The sequence below is a fragment of the Saccharopolyspora erythraea NRRL 2338 genome, from assembly GCF_000062885.1.
Lineage (GTDB): Bacteria > Actinomycetota > Actinomycetes > Mycobacteriales > Pseudonocardiaceae > Saccharopolyspora_D > Saccharopolyspora_D erythraea.
The window spans coordinates 4,932,858-4,950,301 of the sequence record NC_009142.1; the positions used below are offsets into that span (position 1 = coordinate 4,932,858).

At 70.6% G+C, this 17,444-nt stretch carries 22 protein-coding genes; 10 read left to right on the plus strand and 12 right to left on the minus strand.

Annotated features, from left to right (window positions below; genetic code table 11):
- Positions 1-15: 15 nt before the first annotated feature.
- Positions 16-849: an SDR family oxidoreductase gene (locus SACE_RS21345; protein WP_011874332.1), complete on the minus strand. Its 834-nt coding sequence runs from the start codon at positions 847-849 to the stop codon at positions 16-18.
- A gap of 218 nt (positions 850-1,067) precedes the next feature.
- Here SACE_RS21345 and SACE_RS21350 point away from each other — a divergent pair, with 218 nt between their 5' ends.
- On the plus strand, positions 1,068-1,442 hold the full coding sequence (locus tag SACE_RS21350) for a hypothetical protein (protein WP_009942795.1): 375 nt from the start codon (positions 1,068-1,070) through the stop codon (positions 1,440-1,442).
- Between the two features lie 22 nt (positions 1,443-1,464).
- Here SACE_RS21350 and SACE_RS21355 read toward each other — a convergent pair whose 3' ends face one another.
- Positions 1,465-2,763, minus strand: coding sequence for a PP2C family protein-serine/threonine phosphatase (locus SACE_RS21355; protein ID WP_009942794.1), 1,299 nt, complete (start codon positions 2,761-2,763; stop codon positions 1,465-1,467).
- 368 nt (positions 2,764-3,131) lie between these two features.
- On the opposite strand from SACE_RS21355, the gene SACE_RS21360 reads away from it, so the two are divergent.
- A complete protein-coding gene (locus tag SACE_RS21360) occupies positions 3,132-3,560 on the plus strand; it encodes an STAS domain-containing protein (protein ID WP_009942793.1) in 429 nt (142 codons plus the stop codon).
- Positions 3,561-3,688: 128 nt separating this feature from the next.
- Entirely contained in the window at positions 3,689-3,844 is a 156-nt protein-coding gene (locus tag SACE_RS37820) for a DUF6131 family protein (protein WP_021341585.1), read from the plus strand.
- A gap of 128 nt (positions 3,845-3,972) precedes the next feature.
- Here the strand turns inward: SACE_RS37820 and SACE_RS21365 are convergent, their stop codons facing one another.
- The 3 genes from SACE_RS21365 to SACE_RS21375 all read right to left on the minus strand — a co-directional run bounded on the left by SACE_RS21365 (position 3,973) and on the right by SACE_RS21375 (position 7,160).
- Positions 3,973-4,968 (minus strand): YdcF family protein, encoded by a 996-nt coding sequence (locus SACE_RS21365; RefSeq protein WP_009942791.1) that lies wholly within the window; start codon positions 4,966-4,968, stop codon positions 3,973-3,975.
- Positions 4,969-5,090: 122 nt separating this feature from the next.
- Positions 5,091-6,293 (minus strand): MFS transporter, encoded by a 1,203-nt coding sequence (locus SACE_RS21370; RefSeq protein ID WP_009942790.1) that lies wholly within the window; start codon positions 6,291-6,293, stop codon positions 5,091-5,093.
- Between the two features lie 204 nt (positions 6,294-6,497).
- Complete coding sequence (locus tag SACE_RS21375) at positions 6,498-7,160, minus strand: ArsR/SmtB family transcription factor (RefSeq protein ID WP_009942789.1); 663 nt, start codon at positions 7,158-7,160, stop codon at positions 6,498-6,500.
- A 115-nt stretch (positions 7,161-7,275) separates the two neighbouring features.
- Here SACE_RS21375 and SACE_RS21380 point away from each other — a divergent pair, with 115 nt between their 5' ends.
- Positions 7,276-7,617 carry a VOC family protein gene (locus tag SACE_RS21380; RefSeq protein ID WP_009942787.1) on the plus strand — a complete coding sequence of 114 codons (342 nt, stop codon included), beginning with the start codon at positions 7,276-7,278 and terminating at the stop codon, positions 7,615-7,617.
- A 60-nt stretch (positions 7,618-7,677) separates the two neighbouring features.
- Here SACE_RS21380 and SACE_RS21385 read toward each other — a convergent pair whose 3' ends face one another.
- Both SACE_RS21385 and SACE_RS39415 read right to left on the minus strand, forming a co-directional pair.
- Positions 7,678-8,415: a hypothetical protein gene (locus SACE_RS21385; protein ID WP_231849718.1), complete on the minus strand. Its 738-nt coding sequence runs from the start codon at positions 8,413-8,415 to the stop codon at positions 7,678-7,680.
- Between the two features lie 306 nt (positions 8,416-8,721).
- Positions 8,722-8,904: a type 2 periplasmic-binding domain-containing protein gene (locus tag SACE_RS39415; RefSeq protein WP_231849719.1), complete on the minus strand. Its 183-nt coding sequence runs from the start codon at positions 8,902-8,904 to the stop codon at positions 8,722-8,724.
- Between SACE_RS39415 and SACE_RS21390 the strand changes: the two genes are divergently transcribed.
- The 5 genes from SACE_RS21390 (at position 8,888) to SACE_RS21405 (ending at position 12,647) form a co-directional block, all read left to right on the plus strand.
- Entirely contained in the window at positions 8,888-9,535 is a 648-nt protein-coding gene (locus SACE_RS21390; protein ID WP_021341582.1) for a mandelate racemase/muconate lactonizing enzyme family protein, read from the plus strand. The two genes, SACE_RS39415 and SACE_RS21390, sit on opposite strands and share 17 nt — an antisense overlap.
- Positions 9,536-9,691: 156 nt before the next feature.
- The gene (locus tag SACE_RS39805; protein WP_269453502.1) at positions 9,692-9,817 is read left to right on the plus strand and encodes a hypothetical protein; all 126 of its coding nucleotides are present in this window, start codon (positions 9,692-9,694) and stop codon (positions 9,815-9,817) included.
- 160 nt (positions 9,818-9,977) lie between these two features.
- Entirely contained in the window at positions 9,978-11,009 is a 1,032-nt protein-coding gene (locus tag SACE_RS21395) for an ABC transporter substrate-binding protein (protein ID WP_011874335.1), read from the plus strand.
- 29 nt (positions 11,010-11,038) lie between these two features.
- Positions 11,039-11,845, plus strand: coding sequence for an ABC transporter ATP-binding protein (locus SACE_RS21400; RefSeq protein WP_009942781.1), 807 nt, complete (start codon positions 11,039-11,041; stop codon positions 11,843-11,845).
- Positions 11,838-12,647 carry an ABC transporter permease gene (locus SACE_RS21405; RefSeq protein ID WP_009942780.1) on the plus strand — a complete coding sequence of 270 codons (810 nt, stop codon included), beginning with the start codon at positions 11,838-11,840 and terminating at the stop codon, positions 12,645-12,647. Before SACE_RS21400 ends, SACE_RS21405 begins: the two co-directional genes overlap by 8 nt.
- Before the next feature lie 61 nt (positions 12,648-12,708).
- Here SACE_RS21405 and SACE_RS21410 read toward each other — a convergent pair whose 3' ends face one another.
- From SACE_RS21410 to SACE_RS21420, 3 genes are read right to left on the minus strand one after another with little or no spacing between them, the layout of a single operon-like run.
- On the minus strand, positions 12,709-13,134 hold the full coding sequence (locus tag SACE_RS21410; protein WP_009942779.1) for a TIGR03668 family PPOX class F420-dependent oxidoreductase: 426 nt from the start codon (positions 13,132-13,134) through the stop codon (positions 12,709-12,711).
- The gene (locus SACE_RS21415) at positions 13,131-13,961 is read right to left on the minus strand and encodes a TIGR03619 family F420-dependent LLM class oxidoreductase (protein ID WP_029621385.1); all 831 of its coding nucleotides are present in this window, start codon (positions 13,959-13,961) and stop codon (positions 13,131-13,133) included. Before SACE_RS21415 ends, SACE_RS21410 begins: the two co-directional genes overlap by 4 nt.
- Positions 13,962-13,998: 37 nt before the next feature.
- Positions 13,999-14,622, minus strand: coding sequence for a TetR/AcrR family transcriptional regulator (locus SACE_RS21420; protein ID WP_009942777.1), 624 nt, complete (start codon positions 14,620-14,622; stop codon positions 13,999-14,001).
- Between the two features lie 83 nt (positions 14,623-14,705).
- Between SACE_RS21420 and SACE_RS21425 the strand changes: the two genes are divergently transcribed.
- Positions 14,706-15,746: a DMT family transporter gene (locus SACE_RS21425; protein ID WP_009942776.1), complete on the plus strand. Its 1,041-nt coding sequence runs from the start codon at positions 14,706-14,708 to the stop codon at positions 15,744-15,746.
- On the opposite strand, the gene SACE_RS21430 is transcribed toward SACE_RS21425, so the two are convergent.
- Together SACE_RS21430 and SACE_RS21435 are read right to left on the minus strand one after the other, a co-directional pair.
- The gene (locus SACE_RS21430; RefSeq protein WP_009942775.1) at positions 15,739-16,332 is read right to left on the minus strand and encodes a class F sortase; all 594 of its coding nucleotides are present in this window, start codon (positions 16,330-16,332) and stop codon (positions 15,739-15,741) included. The two genes, SACE_RS21425 and SACE_RS21430, sit on opposite strands and share 8 nt — an antisense overlap.
- Positions 16,329-16,934: a hypothetical protein gene (locus SACE_RS21435; protein ID WP_011874339.1), complete on the minus strand. Its 606-nt coding sequence runs from the start codon at positions 16,932-16,934 to the stop codon at positions 16,329-16,331. Before SACE_RS21435 ends, SACE_RS21430 begins: the two co-directional genes overlap by 4 nt.
- Positions 16,935-17,444: the final 510 nt, after the last annotated feature.

The following is a 17,444-nucleotide window of genomic DNA, read 5'->3' on the forward strand; positions in this document are numbered from 1 at the left end:
TGACCAGTCCCTGCGTCAGAGGATCGGTGCGCCGCCGGTGACGGCGATGCGCGAACCCGAGACGTAGCTCGACTCGTCGGAGGCGAGCATGACGTAGACCGGCGCCACCTCGGCGGGTTGCCCCGCGCGCCGCATCGGCACCTCCTGGCCGAACTGCTCGACCTGCTCCGGCGGCATCGTGGCGGGGATGAGCGGTGTCCAGATCGGGCCGGGCGCGACGCTGTTGGACCGGATGCCCCGGTCGCCGTACATCCGCGCCAGTCCCGCGCTGAAGTTGGCGATCGCGGCCTTGGTCGCGTCGTAGGCGAGCAGCTTCGGCGGTGGCATGTCGGAGTTCACCGACGTGGAGTGGATGATCGACGACCCCGGACCCATGTGCGGCACAGCTGCCTTGCACAGGTGGAACATCGCGTCCAGGTTGGTGGCCACGGTGCGGTCCCACTCCTCGTCGGGGATGTCCTCGAGCCGGTCGCGGGTCATCTGGAAGGCCGCGTTGTTGACCAGCACGTCGATGCGCCCGAAGTGCTCGACCGCCTGAGCGATGACCGCTCGGCAGTGCGCGGGCTCGGCGAGGTCGCCGGGCACCAGGACGGCTTTGCGCCCGGCCTGTTCGACCAGTTCGGCGGTGTCCCGCGCGTCATCGTGCTCGTCCAGGTACGACAGCAGGACGTCCGCGCCCTCGCGGGCGAAGGCGATCGCCACGGCCTTGCCGATGCCGCTGTCACCCCCGGTGATCACCGCGGCCTTGCCCTCCAGCCGCCCGGAACCGGTGTAGCTGTTTTCGCCGTGGTCCGGACGCGGCCGCATCAGCCCTTCCACACCTGGCGGTGTCTGCTGCTGGTCGCTCATCGTGTCCTCCTTCCCGCCCGACGGGGTGCCCATCGCGCCGCCGCGAAACACCCGAGCCGGACGCGGTCGTACCGCGGCGACGGACTCGCTGCGGGACTCTTCGCCCCTCTGGAGGCTGTCGCCCCCGTCGGGCCACTGCGACACTGCTCGGCTATGACAACTCGACGGCGGGCCGCGGTCGCTCTGACGTGGTGCGCCTTGGCCGCCTTCCTGAGCGGATGCTCCGCCGACGACGAACCGGCGCCACCACCCGAGTCCACCGCGGCGCCGAGCACCGCCCTGACGAGCGGGGCCACATCGACCGACGCCGCGCCCCCGCCACGGTCGACACCGCGGGACAGGCGTGCGACGCGGTACTGGCGATCGAAGCCAACGGTTTCCGTACCAACCCCCAAGAGCTCTACGACGCGGCCGAGGCAGGCAGCAGGTCGTCGAACCCGGCCATCCGCGACAAGGCGCAGCTGCTCGCCGCGTACTCGGCGATGGCGTCGGCGTCCATCCAGACAGGCGGTGACCCGGCCCAGCACATGCGGCAGCTGGGCGGGATGGTGCTCGACCTGCTGGCGGCCTGCCGGGACAACGGCCACGGGTAGCCGGCACCGGGCCGGCGTGCCGTCAGCTCGTCGGGGACTTCACGCTCAGCGCCAGCAGCGCCACGTCGTCGGTCGGCCCCGGGTCGAACCCGGCGAGCAGCCCGGTCAGCTCGCTGATCTGCTCACTCGCCGAGGTGGTGGGGTGGGACGCGAGGAACGCCTTCAGACCTTCCTCCCCGAAGAACTCACCTCTGGGCCGGGCTTCGGTGAGGCCGTCGGTGTAGAGCAGCAGGGTTTGCCCTTCCCGCAGGTGCAGGCGGCAGGACTCGAACTCCGCATCCGGCAGCGCGCCGACCAGCATCCCGCCCGGGAAGATCTCCTCGACGACACCGGAGCCCGAATGGGTGCGCAGCGCGGGCGGATGGCCTCCACCCGCCAGCGTGATCTCGAAGCCTCCGGTGGGCTCGGGCCGCAAGAGGCCGAACAGCACGGTGCAGTGCTGCGGCACGTTGGGGTCCAGCAGCAGCGCCGCGTTCAGCTCGGCCAGCACCGCTGCCGGGTCCTGGCTGTGCAGCGCGGCCGCTCGCAGGGTGTACCGGGTGAGCGACGTCACCGCGGCGGCCTGTGCGCCGTGGCCGGTGACGTCACCGAGGAAGAACGCCCACCGGCCACCGCCCAGGGCGAACACGTCGTAGAAGTCGCCGGTCACCTCGGCGGGAGACGCGGCGTGGTAGTGGCAGGCCACCTCCAGGCCGGGCACCGACGGCAGCGACGGCGGCAGCAGGCTGCGCTGCAGGGCGGAGGTGATGCGCTCCATCTGGCCGCGTGCCCGCCGTTCCTTGCGCAGGGTCAGCTGTGCCGAGCGGCGCAGCTCCAGGGCGTCCATGACCACCCCGGCCAGTTCGCGGAGCGTGTCCAACTCGTCCTGACCGATCTGGCGGGGACGGGTGTCGAGGATGTCGACGGTGCCAAGCCGATGCCCGTCGGAGGTCGTGATCGGCGCGGCGGCGTAGAACCGCACCCCCATCTCGCCGTGCACCAGCGGGTTTCCGGCGGTGCGCGGATCGGTCAGGGCGTCGGTGACCACGTACGGTTCTTCCTGCTGGATCGCCGAGGCGCACAAACCGGGGGCGCGCTCGATCTCGGTCACCCCGTGCAGGCCATGGGTGGCCTTGAACCAGATCCGGTCGGCATCCACGATCGAGACCGTGGCCACCGGTGCCCGCAGGAGCTTCGCGGCCAGCGCCGCGACGCGGTCGAAGGGCCCGTCCGGTGGGGTGTCCAGGATGTCGTAGCGGGCCACCGCCGCCAGCCGCGAGTCCTCGATGGTCGCCGCGGCACGGGTCGCCGCGTCGCTGACCGTGGCGTTGTCCGATAGCACCTGAGCTCGCTCCACCTTCACAGACTTGGCCCCCGTCCGACGGATGCAGGCACACTGCACCGCGGCCGACAGGCGGACCGCTGACCAGAAGGCGCGACGGTCCGGACTCTGTTCCTCGGCTGGCTGCTCAACCGACCCCGAGCTTAACCGACAGCACATCACCCACCGCACCCGAGCGGGCCTCCGGCGCGACGACCGAGGCGGACGCCACGGGATCGCTGGTGGCGGCCGGTGGGCCGGCAGGTTTGATCCTCGGCTGCCGGGGTACTAGATCTTCGGCGCGAGCAGCGGTGCTCGGCGTCCAGGCGCGGCCGGTCGGTGTGCGGGTCCAGGCCGCGGAGCAGTGCGGAAGAGGAAGGGCGGCAACGATGACCGTTCAGCAGCTGGGTTCGCAGCTCCCGGAACCGGTGGTGCCCTCGCCGGAGCCCGTGCCGAGGGTTGCGTTGCGGGGCAACGTGTTCCGGCCGCAGCCGGATGCGCTCGTCATGGCCGTGGAAGGCGAGGTGTCGCAACGCTGCGCCGACGAGCTGGAGGCGTTGCTGCGGCCGAGCCCGGACCCGGCGATCCGCTACCTCGTGGTGGATCTGAGTCGTGTGCACCGGCTGGGCATCGCCGGCCTGCAGTTGCTCACCCGCGCCTACATGACCACCCGGAGCAGTGGGATCGGCCTGCGCGTGGTGGTCGCCACCGACGAGGTTCGCGACGCGCTGCGGACAGCCGGACTCGACGTCGTACTGGACTGCCGCCCGAACGTCGCGGCGGCCCTGGTCGACGGGCAGCCCCGCGATGCGCGTTGACTGCGGGGAAGTGACGCCCGACTTTCCCTCTCCAGAAACGCATTCGCCATCCTGCAGGATGATTCACAAGCGCCGATTCCGGGTACTACGACGATGACAGCCTTCCGCCAGTCACCTTTGGAGAAGACGTGATCACTCTTGGTCTGATCTTGCTGATCCTTGGCGTGGTGCTCAACATTTCCATCCTCTACACGATCGGTGGCATCCTGCTCGCAGTGGGGCTCGTGCTGTTCGTGATGGGTCGGACGGGAACCAAGGTCGGTGGACGAAGCCACTGGTTCTGACGGAGCCGTGCGGACCGGATACCGGGGCCGGCTCCGGTATCCGGCCATCAGATCGTCCACATTGAACAACCGGTAGGGGCCGGTGTCACCCCAGCAATCCGGTGTCACCGCGGGGTGCGCAGGTCCGCTCAGAACGCGGAGACGACGCTGGTGCTGACCAGGAACAGGCAAACGCCGATGTTCACCACCCGGTGCGCCAGGAAGACCGCCACGAACTCGCGGATCGTCGCGCTGGGCAGGAAGTAGCGCGCCGTGCGCGAGCCGATCACCTGCGCGTTGACCTTCTCGCCGCGAGCGATGCGGGCGGCCCGCATGACGTGGAAACTGTTGGTGACGACCAGGCAACGGTAGTCCGGGCGGCGCTCCCGCATGATCGCCTTGCTGAACCGCAGGTTCTCCTCGGTGCTCCGCGACTGGTCCTCGACCAGGATGCGGTCCTCGGGCACGCCCTGGGCGATGAGGTAGTCGGCCATCGCGCGCGCTTCGGGAAGGTCCTCACCAGGCCCCTGCCCGCCCGAGGTCACCAACACCGGACGGCGGCCCTTCGCCTCTTCGGCCTCGAACGCGGCCCGCGCCCGGTCGAGGCGGCCGGCCAGCAGCGGCGGCACCCGCGAACCGATCAGCCCCGAACCGAGCACCACGATGAAATCGACGTCGCGGCGATGCCGGATCCTGCCGTAGACGAACGAGTACAGCAGGAAGCACACGAACAGCAGCGACACGTACGCGAGCACGTCGCTCACCGCCTCCACCGCGACCTGCAGCGGCAGCCAACGCGTGATGTTGGCCAGCGCCTTGACCGCCACGATGCCGATGATCCCCAGACCGGCGGCCAGCGACAGCAGGTTCGCCGGGCGCTTGCCCTCACGGCGCATCATCGTCACGCCGTTCACGATCAGGAACCCCGCCAGCACGAGAGTGATCAGCGGAAGCAGGAGCAGCACCCCCAAGAGCACGACGGCGGCCGCCTGCCGCGAGACCGCGCTGAGCTCCAGCAGCAATCCTCCGGCCAGGAAGACGAGCGCGAGGAAGAGGTAGACACCGTTGCGCACGAGCCGCCGGTCGTAGAGGAAACTGACCAGGAAGAGCAACAGGAAAACCCCGGCGACACCGAAGAAGAGCATGATCCGCAGGCTATCCGATCGGGCTGCGACCGATCCGCGGACTCGACAACTTGTGATCTTGGTGCCGATCGCGGGTGCGGCTTGACACCACTCGGCCGGTGAAGACCGGCACGCGTTCGCCGCTACGAACCCGTCGTCGACGGGCGCACGCGAGCGGTCCACGCGACGGCCGGGATGATGGCCAGGCCGAGGATGCCGCCGGCGATGGCCAAAGCGCTGAAGCCGCTGGCCGCCACGACCAGACCAGAGGCCGTTCCGCCTCCCGCCCCGGCGAGGGCGACGGCGACGTCGACGGTGCCCTGCGTCTTGGCGCGGGTGGCCAGCGGAACCGTGTCGGTGATGATCGCGGTGCCGCTGACCAGCCCGAAGTTCCAGCCGAGCCCGAGCAGGGCGAGCGCGAGCGCCAGCAGCCACACCGAGTGGGGCGGCGCCAGAGCGGCGAGCAGACCCGAAGCCAGCAGGGTGAGCCCGGACGCGGCGGCCACCGCCAGGCGCCCGAAGCGGTCGACGAGCAGCCCGCTGAACGGCGACGGCAGGTACATCGCGCCCACGTGCACGGCGATGACCAGGCCCGCGGCGCCGACGCCCTGGCCGTGGTGCTGCATGTGGATGGGCGTCATCGTCATGACGGCGACCATGATGAGCTGGGTCAGCACCATGACGGCCGTACCCAGCAGCAGAAGTCCGCTGCGTCCGGTGGGGTCTACCGGTTCGTCCGCGTCCCCGTTGGCGGCACGCGCGTTCTCCGCGGCGTGAGAGCGCGCGGTGAGCAGCGGATCAGGCCGGAGCATGATCCACAGCACGACTCCGGCGGCGGCGTAGGCGAAGGCCGCCAGGATGAACGGCCCGGCCAGCGACGGGATGCCCACGGCGTCGGCCACCGAGCCCATCACCGTGACCAGGTTCGGTCCCGCGACGGCACCCGCCGTGGTCGCCACCAGCACCGTGCTCACCGCCCGGCCGCGGTGGTGCGGCACGGCCAGATCGGCTCCCGCGTAGCGGGCCTGGAGGTTGGTGGCGGTCCCCGAGCCGTAGACGAAGAGCGAGAGGAAGAGCAGGAACACGCTGCCGGTCGCGGCGGCGATGACGACCCCGAGGCCGCCCACGGCTCCCACGACGTAGCCGGCGGCGAGCCCGGTGCGACGGCCCAGGTGCTGCGACGTGCGGCCGATGACGGTCGCGGCGACGGCGGAGCCGATGGTGAACAGCCCGCTGGGCAGGCCGGCCAGACCGGTGCTGCCGAGCATGTCCTCGGCGAGCAGGGCGCCGACGGTGATGCCTGCGGCGAGCCCGGCTCCACTGAGGACCTGGGCGCCCACGAGCACGGCGAGGATGCGCCTTTGCGCCGGATGAACAGCGGCGGTCACAGGTGTGCCTCCCGATGGCGGGGATGAGCTGACGCGGCCGGAGGCCGCGGAGGCGGAGAGCCGGCCGCCGTCACCCGCGCAGCGGGCTGGTCGACTGGGGACGCGGCGGTCATCGCACTCACTGCCGCCACACCGTTGCCGTGGTCGTGCACGTACCGGCGGTCACGTCGTTTCCACCGGCAGTTCGGCCAAGCGCCATTCGAGCATCCCCTCGGCCAGGCGACGCGCGGGGCGGCCGTGGGCGGTGAGCAGGCGCACGGCGTCGTGGGCGAGCACGCAGTAGCTCCCGCGGCAGTAGGCGACGACCTCCTGGTCGGCGGAGATCTCGCCGAGCTTGCCGGCCAGCTCGTCCAGCGGGACCGACACCGCGCCCGGGATGTGGCCGGCCTGGTACTCCTCGCGCGGCCGCACGTCGAGCACGACCACGTCGCCGAGCTCCACCCGCCGCAGCAGTTCCTCGCGGCTGACGTGCTCGGCGCCGTCCCCCGCGCCGAAGTAGTCGGCGCGGGCGGCTTCCACGTCGGGCAGGTGCGCATCGGCCACGGCGCGCACGAGCGCGTACAGCGCGGCCACATCGCTTCCCGCCAGCCGGTAGTGCACCTTGGTGCCCTCTCCGCGAGTGACGACGAGGTTCGCCCGCTTGAGGGTCTGCAGATGCGCCGAGGCGGTCGTCATCCCGAGCTGGGCCGCGCGCGCCAGCGACTCGACCGTGCGCTCGCCCTGCGCGAGGATGTCCAGCAGTTCGAGCCGCTTCCCGCTGGCCAGCGCCTTGCCCACGCGCGCGAACTGCTCGAAGAGAACCGCCTTCGCACCCTGTTCACCCATCGCTAATCCAATCTTCCGTGGAATAGCGTACAAGAGATCGCTGCCCAGGACAGCGGTCGAAACCGGCGCCCTGCACGACTCCCCACCGGGAACCGGCAGTCCCTAACCTGACCTGATGACCGTAGACCTTTTCGCGGGGATCCCCGTCCGCGACTACGCCGCGGCGGCGGCCTGGTACGAGCGGCTCCTCGGCGCCCCGCCGGCGTTCCTGCCCAACGACACCGAGGCGGTGTGGGAGCTCGCCGAGCACCGGTACGTGTTCATCGAGGTGCGACCCGAACACGCCGGACACGCCATGCACACGATCTTCGTCAGCGACTTCGACGCCCGCGTCTCGCGGATCGCCGAGCGCGGTCTGGAGCCGGACGAGCGCGAGACCTACTCCAACGGCGTCCGCAAGGCCACTTTCCGCGACCCGGACGGCAACGAGATCGGTTTCGGCGGCGCGCCGGTCTGACCGAGGCGGTCCTCACCGAAGAACCGGTCCCGTCTTCAGCCCCGAAGAACCGGCCCGCCTTCAGCGGGTGCGGTGGGTTCTCCACGCTTTGCCCGGATTCGCCACGAGGAGCCAGCCGAACATGCCGCCGGTGACGACCAGCAACAACCACGGCTGAACGAGGTCGACCATCCCCCGCGCCCAGTTTTCCAGGACGACCTCAGCGGGTTGTGCCCCGGACAGGTCGGCACCGGTGGCGAAGCGGGACAGGAAGTCCATCCGCCACCAGACAAGACCCAGGAACGACACCTGCATCCCGATCCCGAGACCCAGCACCACCCGCGCGCTGCGGTTGCGCAACGCCCGGTCCAGCTCGGCATCGGCGCTGAACGAGCGAGTCCGCGCCGACCAGAGCACGAACATGACGAGCAGCGCCACCAAAGCGGTACCGACGAACGGAACGGCGATGGGCGTGCCGGTGTGTTGCTTGTTCTGCTCGGCCAGGAGAAGCATGTTCGGCGTGATGTGCGGCTGCGCCTGGAGGTCGATCAGCCCGAGCGCGAATGTCGCCGGCACAAGTGCTCCGCAAAATCCCACGCCCCAACGCGGGGCGATTTCGGCGAGGTGGAGCCGCATCGGCTGCGACTTCCGGATGCGCGCAATGGCGAGCAGCTCGGCGATGACGGCACCGAAGAAGAACATCGCCACCAGGGCGAGGTAGCTGCCTTGACCGGTCTCGTCCGCATGCTCCGGGTTCGGCGGCAAGAGCAGTCGGCAGCAGACGGCGGCCACCACGAAGATCAGGGGGTAGCCGGCCAACCTGAGCCGCCGGTAGTGCAGGACTTCGTCGACTTGGTCGGCGCTGGGTTCGGGAACTCCCCACTTCCGCGCGAGTTTGCGGGCGCGTGTGCGATCCGACCACAACGCGACGGCGCACCCGAGCACGACCACCGTCGGCAGAGCCAGAGGGCTGAGCCAGTCGGTCAAAGCTTCCCAATCCAAAGAGGACTCCCTTGGCGCGGCTGCGACTCGGCTTCGGACCGTATCGATCAGCGAGTCCCCGTGGTCCCGTCTTGACCGTGTCGTGACACCCGTCACGACGTGGAGGCCCGTGTCCGCGCTCGGTCAGGAGCTGTGCTCGCCCAGCCCGCGGGCGGCTTCGCGCAGGGCCGCGATGAGCACCGCGATGCGTGGCGCGGAGGCGGTGCCGGCGCGGACCGCGACCGAGACCGAGCGGGTGAGTTCCGGCTCGGTGATCGGCAGCAGCCGCACGTCCGGGGTCAGCCCCTCGATGGCCAGGCTCGGCACGGACGCGCGCATCCGCCTCGACGCGAACGAAGCGTGGTCACCGGGAACGGCGATCCGCGTCGCGCGCGCCCTGCGGCCCTACGACCTGGAGTTCATCGAGCAGCCGGTCTCGGGTCGCAACCTCGACGAGATGGCCTACGTCCGCGGCCGCAGTGACATCCCCCTGCTCGCCAACGAGGCGAGCTGGACGCGCCATGACCAACTGGCGGTGATCCGGGCGGGCGCGGCGGACGCGATCTCGGCCGACAACCAGGCCGACGGCGGCCTGCTCAACCTCAAACGCTCAGCCGGGCTGTGCGAGGCCGCCGGTCTCCCGGTGGTGAAGCACAGCCTCGGCGAGCTCGGCGTGGCGCTGGCAGCCGCGACGCACCTGATCGCCGCGACGCCCAACTTCCGCCACGCCAGCCAGGCCTACGGCGCGCTGCTTTCCGACGACGTCACCGCCGGGTTCGGCGGGCCGACCGGCAACTACCACCACGGACACCTCGCCGTACCGGCAGGCCACGGACTCGGGGTGCAGCTCGACGAGGAGAAGGTCGCCCATTACGCCGAGCTGTATGCGAAGGAAGGGAAAGACTTCTCCTTCACCGACGACCGCCACACGTCCTGGCCGGCACTGCCGAAGGCGTGAACGCCGGCTCCAACCTCCGCAGTCCGGACACTGTGGACACGCGGTCCCGCGACCGCTGTCCTATTCCGTGGGAGCCGATGTTCAACTCCGGATCCGGGCGGTAGCTTTCGGGTGACTCAGGGACACGCGGTACCACGAGCTCTGCGGGAGCGACCGATGCGGACGACGACAGGACCCGGCGGGGTTGCGCACGCGATGCGCGCCGCCCACGGTTTCCTGCTGACCGCCAGGCTGTACCTCGACCTGATCCTCCTCGCCGGTGCGGTCTGTCGCACCCGCTGATCTGCTCCACGCACCCACTCCAGGCATCCGCTCCACGCGTCCGCACAACCGCGGCCGCTGCACCGCGACGCCGCTGCGCCGCCGGCGGCCACCGCGGTCGGCTCGAGCTGCCTGTCTCCCACTCCGAAGCAACCCGGACACCAACGAGGATGAAGTGCAGATGGTGAACGTCGCACGCCTGAAACCCGTCGGCAGGCGAAGTCTGCTGCGCGGTGGAATCGCCGCCGCCGCGGCAGGAACAGCCCTGAGCGGCTGCTCGACCGGCTCCGCATCACCGGCCCGAGGCGAGACCAAGGTGGTGCGCTACCAGGGCTGGTCAGGTGAGGTGCTGTACCCCGAGCTGGCCGCCGACCTCGGCCTGCTCGCAGACGTGCGGCTGGAATGGATCGGCAACACCACCAGCGGTCCGCAGGACATCCAGGCGACCGTCACCGGGGACATCGACATGGGCGGTGCGTTCAACGGCGCGATCATCCGCCTGATCGCCGCGGGCGCCCCGATCAGGGCGGTCGTCGGCTACTACGGCGCCGACGCCGACACCCTCGCCGGCTACTACGTGCTGGAGGGGAGCCCGATCCGCGGTCCCCGCGACTTCATCGGCAAGAAGGTCGGGGTGAACACCCTCGGCGCGCACCACGAGGACGTGCTGGCCATCTACCTGGAACGGGGCGGTCTCAGCGAGGACGAGATCCGCTCCGTGCAGCTGGTGGTCGTGCCGCCGGTCAGCGCCGAGCAGGCGTTGCGCTCCGGGCAGCTCGACGTGTCGGTGCTGTCGGACATCAAGCGGGACAAGGCCATCGCAAGAGGCGGGATCCAGCCCGTGTTCACCGACTTCGACCTCCTCGGAGCGTTCACCGGAGGTTGCTACGTGCTGCGGGACGACTTCATCGCGGCCAACCCGGCGACGACCCGGACCGTGGTCGCGGCGACGGCCCGGGCGGTGCGGTGGGCCCAGACCCGCCCGCGCGAGGAGGTCATGGCCCGCTTCACCGACATCATCCAGCGCCGGGGCCGCAACGAGGACACCTCGTCGGTGCGGTACTGGAAGTCCACCGGTGTCGCCGGACCCGGTGGCCGCATCGCCGACCGCGAGTTCGGCATCTGGCTGGACCGCTCGGTCGAGGACGGCCGGGTGGATGCCGGACAGCTCGACGTCGACCAGCTCTACACCAACGAGTTCAACCCGTTCTGACACCGACGAGGCGGGAAATCGGAGCACCCATGACCACCATCACCTTCGACGACGTGACGAAAAAGTTCCCGGCGAGAGGCGGGAACAGCACCGAGGTCACCGCGCTGAGCGGAGTGGACCTGCGGATCGAGTCCGGCGAACTGGCCGTGATCGTCGGCCCGAGCGGTTCCGGGAAGTCGACCATGCTGGACCTGCTGGCCGGGCTCGACCTGCCGACCAGCGGCGAGATCCGGCTCGACGGCCGGCCCATCACCGGCCCCGGACTGGACCGCGGTGTGGTCTTCCAGCAGTACGCGCTGCTGCCCTGGCGCACCGCGCAGAGCAACGTCGAGTTCGGACTCGAGGCGAAGCAGGTTCCCAGGCCGCAGCGGCGCGACCGTGCGCGGGAGTACCTGGACCTGGTCGGCCTGTCCGGCTTCGAGAACCACTACCCGCACCAGCTCTCGGGCGGGATGAAGCAGCGCGTGGCCATCGCCCGCAGCCTCGCCTTCGACCCCGAGGTGCTGCTGATGGACGAACCTTTCGCCGCGCTCGACGCCCAAACCCGCGACCTGCTCCAAGAGGAGCTGTTGCGGATCTGGGAAAGCACTCGCAAGACGATCGTGTTCATCACCCACGGCATCGACGAGGCGGTGTTCCTGGGGCAGCGGGTCGCGGTGCTGACCTCCCGGCCGGGGACGGTCAAGGACGTCGTCGAAGTCGAGCTGACCCACCGCCGCGAGCGCGATGACCTCCGGTCGGAACCGGACTTCGCCCACTACCGGCACGAGATCTGGAACCTGCTGCGCTCCGAGGTGCGGCACGCCGGCGCCGAGGAGGTGGCTGAAGTTGGCTGACATCGGAGTCCGGCGCGTACCGGGGAAGGTCGCCCCCGGAACGAGCACGCGGGCCGGAGCCGACCGCGTGTTCAGGTCGACGGCGGGGATCGCGCTGTTCCTGCTCGTCTGGGAGCTCACGCCCAGGCTCGGCGTGGTGGACAGCATCTTCCTGCCGCCCTTCAGCGAGGTCGTGCGGACCTGGTGGGAGCTGGCCGCCGGCGGTCAGCTGTGGGAGCACCTGGGCGCCAGCCTCGCGCGGTCGCTGGCCGGGTTCCTGATCGCGGTGGCCATCGCGGTGCCGCTCGGCGTGGTCATCGGCTGGTACGGGGTCGTCAGCGATCTGCTCAACCCGCTGCTGGAGCTGTTCCGCAACACCGCCGCCCTGGCGTTGCTGCCGGTGTTCGTGCTGCTGCTCGGGCTCGGCGAGACGTCGAAGGTGTCATTGATCGTGTTCGCGTGCACCTGGCCGATCCTGCTGAACACGATCAGCGGGGTCCGCACGGTGGACCCGCTGCTGATCAAGTCGGCGCGTTCGATGGGGTTCCCGCCGTTCCCCTTGTTCTACAAGGTGGTTCTGCCCGCCGTGGTGCCCACCGTCTTCACCGGTATCCGGTTGGCGGGGGCCAACTCCATCCTGGTTCTGGTCGCCGCCGAGATGGCCGGAGCCCGCGCGGGGCTGGGCTATCTGATCAACGCATCGCAGTTCAACTTCCAGGTGCCGCAGATGTACGCCGGGATCATCACGATCTCCCTGCTCGGCCTCGGGTTCAACCAGGCGCTCGTCACCGCGGAGCGCCGCCTGTCCCGGTGGCGGCACTGACCCGCCGGTCCACCGGACCGCGTGGAAGCCGATGTCGCCGAATGCCCGGGCCGGGCTTCCGTCACCGGCCCGGGCTCGCCGCCCATCCCGTCCAGCGCTGCACGTCGACCGCGAGCACCGGGCCCGCCGGCGGCTCGTCGCGGTGCTGCGGATAGCGCTCGGCGAGCAGCTCGACCGCCCGGCGGGCCTCCGCGTCCTCCGGGGCGAGCACCCGGCCGGTGCCGTCCGCGCGCACCCACCACAGAGCGCTCCAGTCGGCGTCGTCGTAGTGGTCGGCGAGCACGGCGACCCGCGGGTTGGCCTCGACGTTGGCGAGCCTGCGCAACGCCGTGGTGCGCTTGGGCTTGGCGTCGACCGCGCTGTAGATCGTCTCGCCCGCGGTCGCGAAGACGATCGGGACGACGTGCGGCTTGCCCGACTGGTCCGCGGTGGCCAGGTGCGCCAGCCGGGCGGTGGCGAGCCTTTCGCGCGCCTCGTCGGGGTTCATTCGCCGTGCACCTGGCGGATCGCGTCTTCGTAGGCGTCCAGCGCCCGCTGCACCGGGCCGAGGTGGGCGGAGGGCAACCAGTGCAGCACGCGCCGGAAGCCGGCTTCGTCGAACTGCTCGAGAACATGGGGATCAGCCGGCACGCCCATCACCATCAGCTCGATCGGTCGCTCGGCTCTCGCCCGCAACTCCTCGGCACGGTCGAGGATGCCTTCAGAGGCGTAGTTGGGCATCCAGGCGTCGCCGAAGGCGAGCACCCGGTCGAGGACCGTCGGCCCGTTGCCGCCCACGATCACCGGCGGGTGCGGGCGTTGCACCGGCTTCGGCGACGACCAGATGCGGTCGAAGGAGACGTGCTCACCCGAGTAGCTGGCCTCTTCCTGCGTCCAGATGACCTTCATGGCCTCGACCCGCTCGCGCAGGATGCGCATGCGGCGCCGCGGGTCGGTGCCGTGGTCGGCCATCTCCTCGCGGTTCCAGCCCGCGCCGACGCCGAACTCGAGCCGGCCGCCCGAAAGCCTGTCGATGCTGGCGACCTCGTTGGCGGTGATGATCGGGTCGCGCTGGATCACCAGGCAGATGCCGCTGCCGACCCGCAGCCTCGACGTGGTGGTGGCCGCGGCCGTCAGCGTGACGAAGAGGTCGTGGGTGTGCACGTACTTCCAGGGGAGCTCCCCGCCGCCCGGGTACGGAGAGCTGCGGATGGCGGGGATGTGCGTGTGCTCCGCGAAGAAGAGGGACTCGAAACCCCGCTGTTCCACCACCCGCGCCAGCGAGCCGGGGTCGACGGCGCTGGGGGTGGCGAAGAACGCCACTCCTGTGTCCATCTCCCCGACGGTACCGAGGGGCCGCCGGACCCGCCTCTCAGTTGCGCTCGGTGAGCACCTGGTGCGCGAGCTTCTCCAGTGACGCGGTGATCTCCTCTGTCGAATGGCCCAGTTCGTGCCGCCGGTACTGGAAGAGCTCGGGGGCCAGCGGGGCCAGCAACACGTCGATCATGTGGTCCGCACCTGACGTCCCCGCCTCGATGAGCAGCGTGCGCACGTGGACCCGCCAGAAGCCGTAGGCGCCGGTGCGGAAGCGGGCGCTGCCGGTCTCCGCGCCCAGCGCCAGCGGCAGGTGCCGCTCGAGCAGGCCGGTCATGGCCGCGTAGAACGCGGCGAGGCGGTCGGCGGGTGCGGCGCCGGGGCCGAGCGGCGGATCGCCGCGGACCAGGTTTTCCTGCAGCCGCCGTTCGTGCTCGTCGAGCAGGGCCGTCGCGACGGACGCCGGGGTCGGGTAGCTCCGGTACAGGGTCGCCCGGCCTACCCCCGCGGCGCGGGCGATGTCGCCCATCGTCACCTGCCGCGGGTCTTCGGCGGCGAACAGCCGTTCCGCGGCCTGGAGCACTCTGGCGCGGTTGCGGGCGGCATCGGCCCGCAACCGGCTCGGCTCCGGCGCAGCGGGGATCGCCTCCAGTGACCGGCTCTCAGTCTTCTTGTCGACCACCAGCACATCGTAAGGGCCACCGGGGAATAACCGGTCACGGTGACCAGTTAAACGGACACCATGTCCAGTTGTGGAGGTGCCCCATGTACGTCGTACTCCTCGCGACCGCCCTGCTCGCCGGATGCCTCCTGGCGGTGCAGGCGTCGGCGAATCTCCGGCTCACCTCGGCGGTGGGCACGCCGTACGGCGCATCGACCCTGCAACTGGGCGTGGCCGCCGGCCTGCTCGCGGTGCTCGCCACCGCCGTCGGTGCGATCGGCGCGGCCCGGCTCGTCCCCGGCGTGCCGGTCTGGCACCTGCTGGGCGGCCTGGCCAGCCCGCTCTACATCACCAGCGGAATCCTGCTGTTCCCCCGGCTCGGGGCGCTCGCCGCGGCCGGCCTGTTCGTGACCGGCCAGATGTTCGCCTCGCTCGGCCTGGACCTGTTCGGGCTGCTCGGCGTCGCACGCCGGCCGCTCACCGCCGGCATCGTCGTGGGCGCGGTCGCGGTGCTCGCCGGCATCACCGTGATCATCCGCGGTCCGCGGCCGGCCCACGCCACTGACCCGCGCCCGGCTCACGCCGTTGACCGGCAACCGGCCCATGCCGTTGATCCGCGGTCGGCTCGCGCGGTTGATCGGCAACCCGCTCGCGCCGTTGCCGCACCGCGCCGGACCGGTGGTCGACTCGTCCGCGCGGGGTGGGTGGCGCTCGGGATCGCCGCCGGCGCGGTGCTGCCGCTCCAGGGCGCGGTGAACGCGGCGCTGCGCGCCGACCTCGGCCACGCTCTCACCGTCGGCGTGATCAGCTTCGTCGTCGCGACGCTCACCATCGCCGTCGTGCTGATGGTGCTGCTGGCGCTCGGCCGGACACCGCGGCCGAAGCCGGCTCCGCTCAGCCGGATGCCGTGGTGGGGCTGGCTGGGCGGGGCCTGCGCCGCCGCCTACGTCACCGCCACCTTCACGCTGATCCCCGTCATCGGTGCCGCCACCACGATCGCCCTGACCGTCACCGGGCAGCAGCTGGCCTCGGCGGCGATCGACAACCACGGCCTGTTCCGGCTGCCCCGGCGGCGTCTTACGACGCGGCGGACCGCCGGTCTCGCCCTGCTCGTCCTCGGGTCCGCACTGGTCCAGCTCACTTGAGCCACCCGGTCAACGTCGCGTAGGCGATGATGTTGTCGGTGTAGCTCCTGCGGTTCCTGTCGAAATCGCCGCCACAGGTGATCAAGCGGAGCTCCGCGGCATCGGTGTTCCCGTAGACGCTCTCGGTCGGGAAGTCGAGTTTGGACACCCGCACGACTTCGGTGACGGTGAAAACCGCCGTCCTGCCGTCGTTTCTGGCCACCAGGACCTCAGCTCCGGCGGTCAACTCGTGAAGGCGCGCGAAAATCCCTTCCTTCCCGGCGCCGTTGACGTGACCGAGCACCACCGCCGGGCCCCGGTCGCCCGGGGGCGGCCCGTACCGGTACCAACCCGCCTGCATCGGCGTCTCCACCGGCGGCACCTCGACGGTGTCGTCCGGGTTGAGCCCGAGGGCAACCAACGTCGACACGGCGTCGATCGCCGGAATCCGGACTTCCGCCGGGACCGCGGGCGGCAGCGGTGCCCGCTGTTCCCCGGTCGATGCGACCGGGGGTGGTGCGGTGGGACCGGGAACGTGCCCGGCCCCACCGCACCCCGCCAGCAGCCCTGCCAGCGCCACGACCAGCAGCACACGGGCGTGCTTCACCGGCGGACCGCCCGCCTGGCCATTACCGAACCGAGGCCCAGCAGGCCAAGCAGACCCGCACCCCAGACCCACACGGCAAGGTCGGCACCCGGGTCGCCACCGGTTTCGGGGGCTCCCTTGGGCGTGCGGGCGACCTGGGGCGGCTCGGTGCCGTCCTCGCTGACATCGTCATCGGCACCCGGCACCGGGGCGGGAATGTCGCCGCTGCCGTCGTCATCAGCGGGATAGACGGTGAACGTGGTGCGAAGGCCGTTCTTCCCGCAGCCGGCCGAGAGCGGGTAGTCGCCGGGCTCGGTGCCAGACCCGATGGTCGCCGGCGCGACGTAGGTGTCGATGCCCGCCGGCGTGTCGACCTTCTCGAACTCGCCGATCTCGAGGACCGGCGACTGCGCTCCACCGGGCGCGCCGTAGGGGCAGCGGACCACGACGCCGATGTCGTCGCCGGGCTGGGGCCGGCCATCGGCGGTGATGTGGATCTGCGGAGACGGCGGCGGATAGGGCGAGGTCGTCTCGATCGTGGGCTCGGCGGCGGCCACCGGCCCGACCGACATCGCGGCGACGATGCCGAGCATGGTCAGCATCGGCAAACTGCGTTGAGGCATGGCTCTTCTCCCTCACTTCCACCCGTGCGGCGGAGCGCCTGCGGGTGATGCATGGGAAACCGCCCGTGCGGCGAAACGGTTGGCTCCGATGCGCAGCTGTGATGAAGAGTCCGCTCATCGAGCGGACTTCACGTGCGCAGGGCAACCGCCGGCTGGGTAGGAACGTTCGGGCACAGAAGCACGGCGGCGGTGAACCCAGCGTCACCGCAAGCCCGAAAATCGTTCGACTTGGTAATCATTGGCCCATGCGCACGAACTCTCCGAGGAGACGCCGGCCCCACCGCGCGCGGTGTCGCTGGCGACGCATCGGCTTGTTGGCCACAGCCGTGCTGTTGCCGCGCACCCGCCACTCATGGCGCCAACGACCACAGCCGCCGCGCTGCGCTGCTCGAACGGCTTTTCCGCCCGCCGGACCAGGAAGAGGACGTTCTCCTCTTAACTCGATCCCGATCGGTCTGAGAGCTTGTCGTCAGCACATGCATGCGAGTTCCAACCCTGAAGGGCAGGAGA

Bases quoted from the DNA above. Each gene is read 5' to 3' on its own strand.
- SACE_RS21365 (WP_009942791.1), bottom strand. From the start codon at position 4,968: ATGCTCTTCTTCGGTGTCGCCGGGGTTTTCCTGTTGCTCTTCCTGGTC.
- SACE_RS21395 (WP_011874335.1), top strand. From the start codon at position 9,978: ATGGTGAACGTCGCACGCCTGAAACCCGTCGGCAGGCGAAGTCTGCTG.
- SACE_RS21380 (WP_009942787.1), top strand. From the start codon at position 7,276: ATGACCGTAGACCTTTTCGCGGGGATCCCCGTCCGCGACTACGCCGCG.
- SACE_RS21435 (WP_011874339.1), bottom strand. From the start codon at position 16,934: ATGCCTCAACGCAGTTTGCCGATGCTGACCATGCTCGGCATCGTCGCC.
- SACE_RS21390 (WP_021341582.1), top strand. From the start codon at position 8,888: ATGGCCAGGCTCGGCACGGACGCGCGCATCCGCCTCGACGCGAACGAA.
- SACE_RS21425 (WP_009942776.1), top strand. From the start codon at position 14,706: ATGTACGTCGTACTCCTCGCGACCGCCCTGCTCGCCGGATGCCTCCTG.
- SACE_RS21350 (WP_009942795.1), top strand. From the start codon at position 1,068: ATGCTCCGCCGACGACGAACCGGCGCCACCACCCGAGTCCACCGCGGC.
- SACE_RS21410 (WP_009942779.1), bottom strand. From the start codon at position 13,134: ATGAACCCCGACGAGGCGCGCGAAAGGCTCGCCACCGCCCGGCTGGCG.
- SACE_RS21400 (WP_009942781.1), top strand. From the start codon at position 11,039: ATGACCACCATCACCTTCGACGACGTGACGAAAAAGTTCCCGGCGAGA.
- SACE_RS39805 (WP_269453502.1), top strand. From the start codon at position 9,692: ATGCGGACGACGACAGGACCCGGCGGGGTTGCGCACGCGATGCGCGCC.
- SACE_RS21360 (WP_009942793.1), top strand. From the start codon at position 3,132: ATGACCGTTCAGCAGCTGGGTTCGCAGCTCCCGGAACCGGTGGTGCCC.
- SACE_RS21375 (WP_009942789.1), bottom strand. From the start codon at position 7,160: ATGGGTGAACAGGGTGCGAAGGCGGTTCTCTTCGAGCAGTTCGCGCGC.
- SACE_RS21415 (WP_029621385.1), bottom strand. From the start codon at position 13,961: ATGGACACAGGAGTGGCGTTCTTCGCCACCCCCAGCGCCGTCGACCCC.
- SACE_RS21345 (WP_011874332.1), bottom strand. From the start codon at position 849: ATGAGCGACCAGCAGCAGACACCGCCAGGTGTGGAAGGGCTGATGCGG.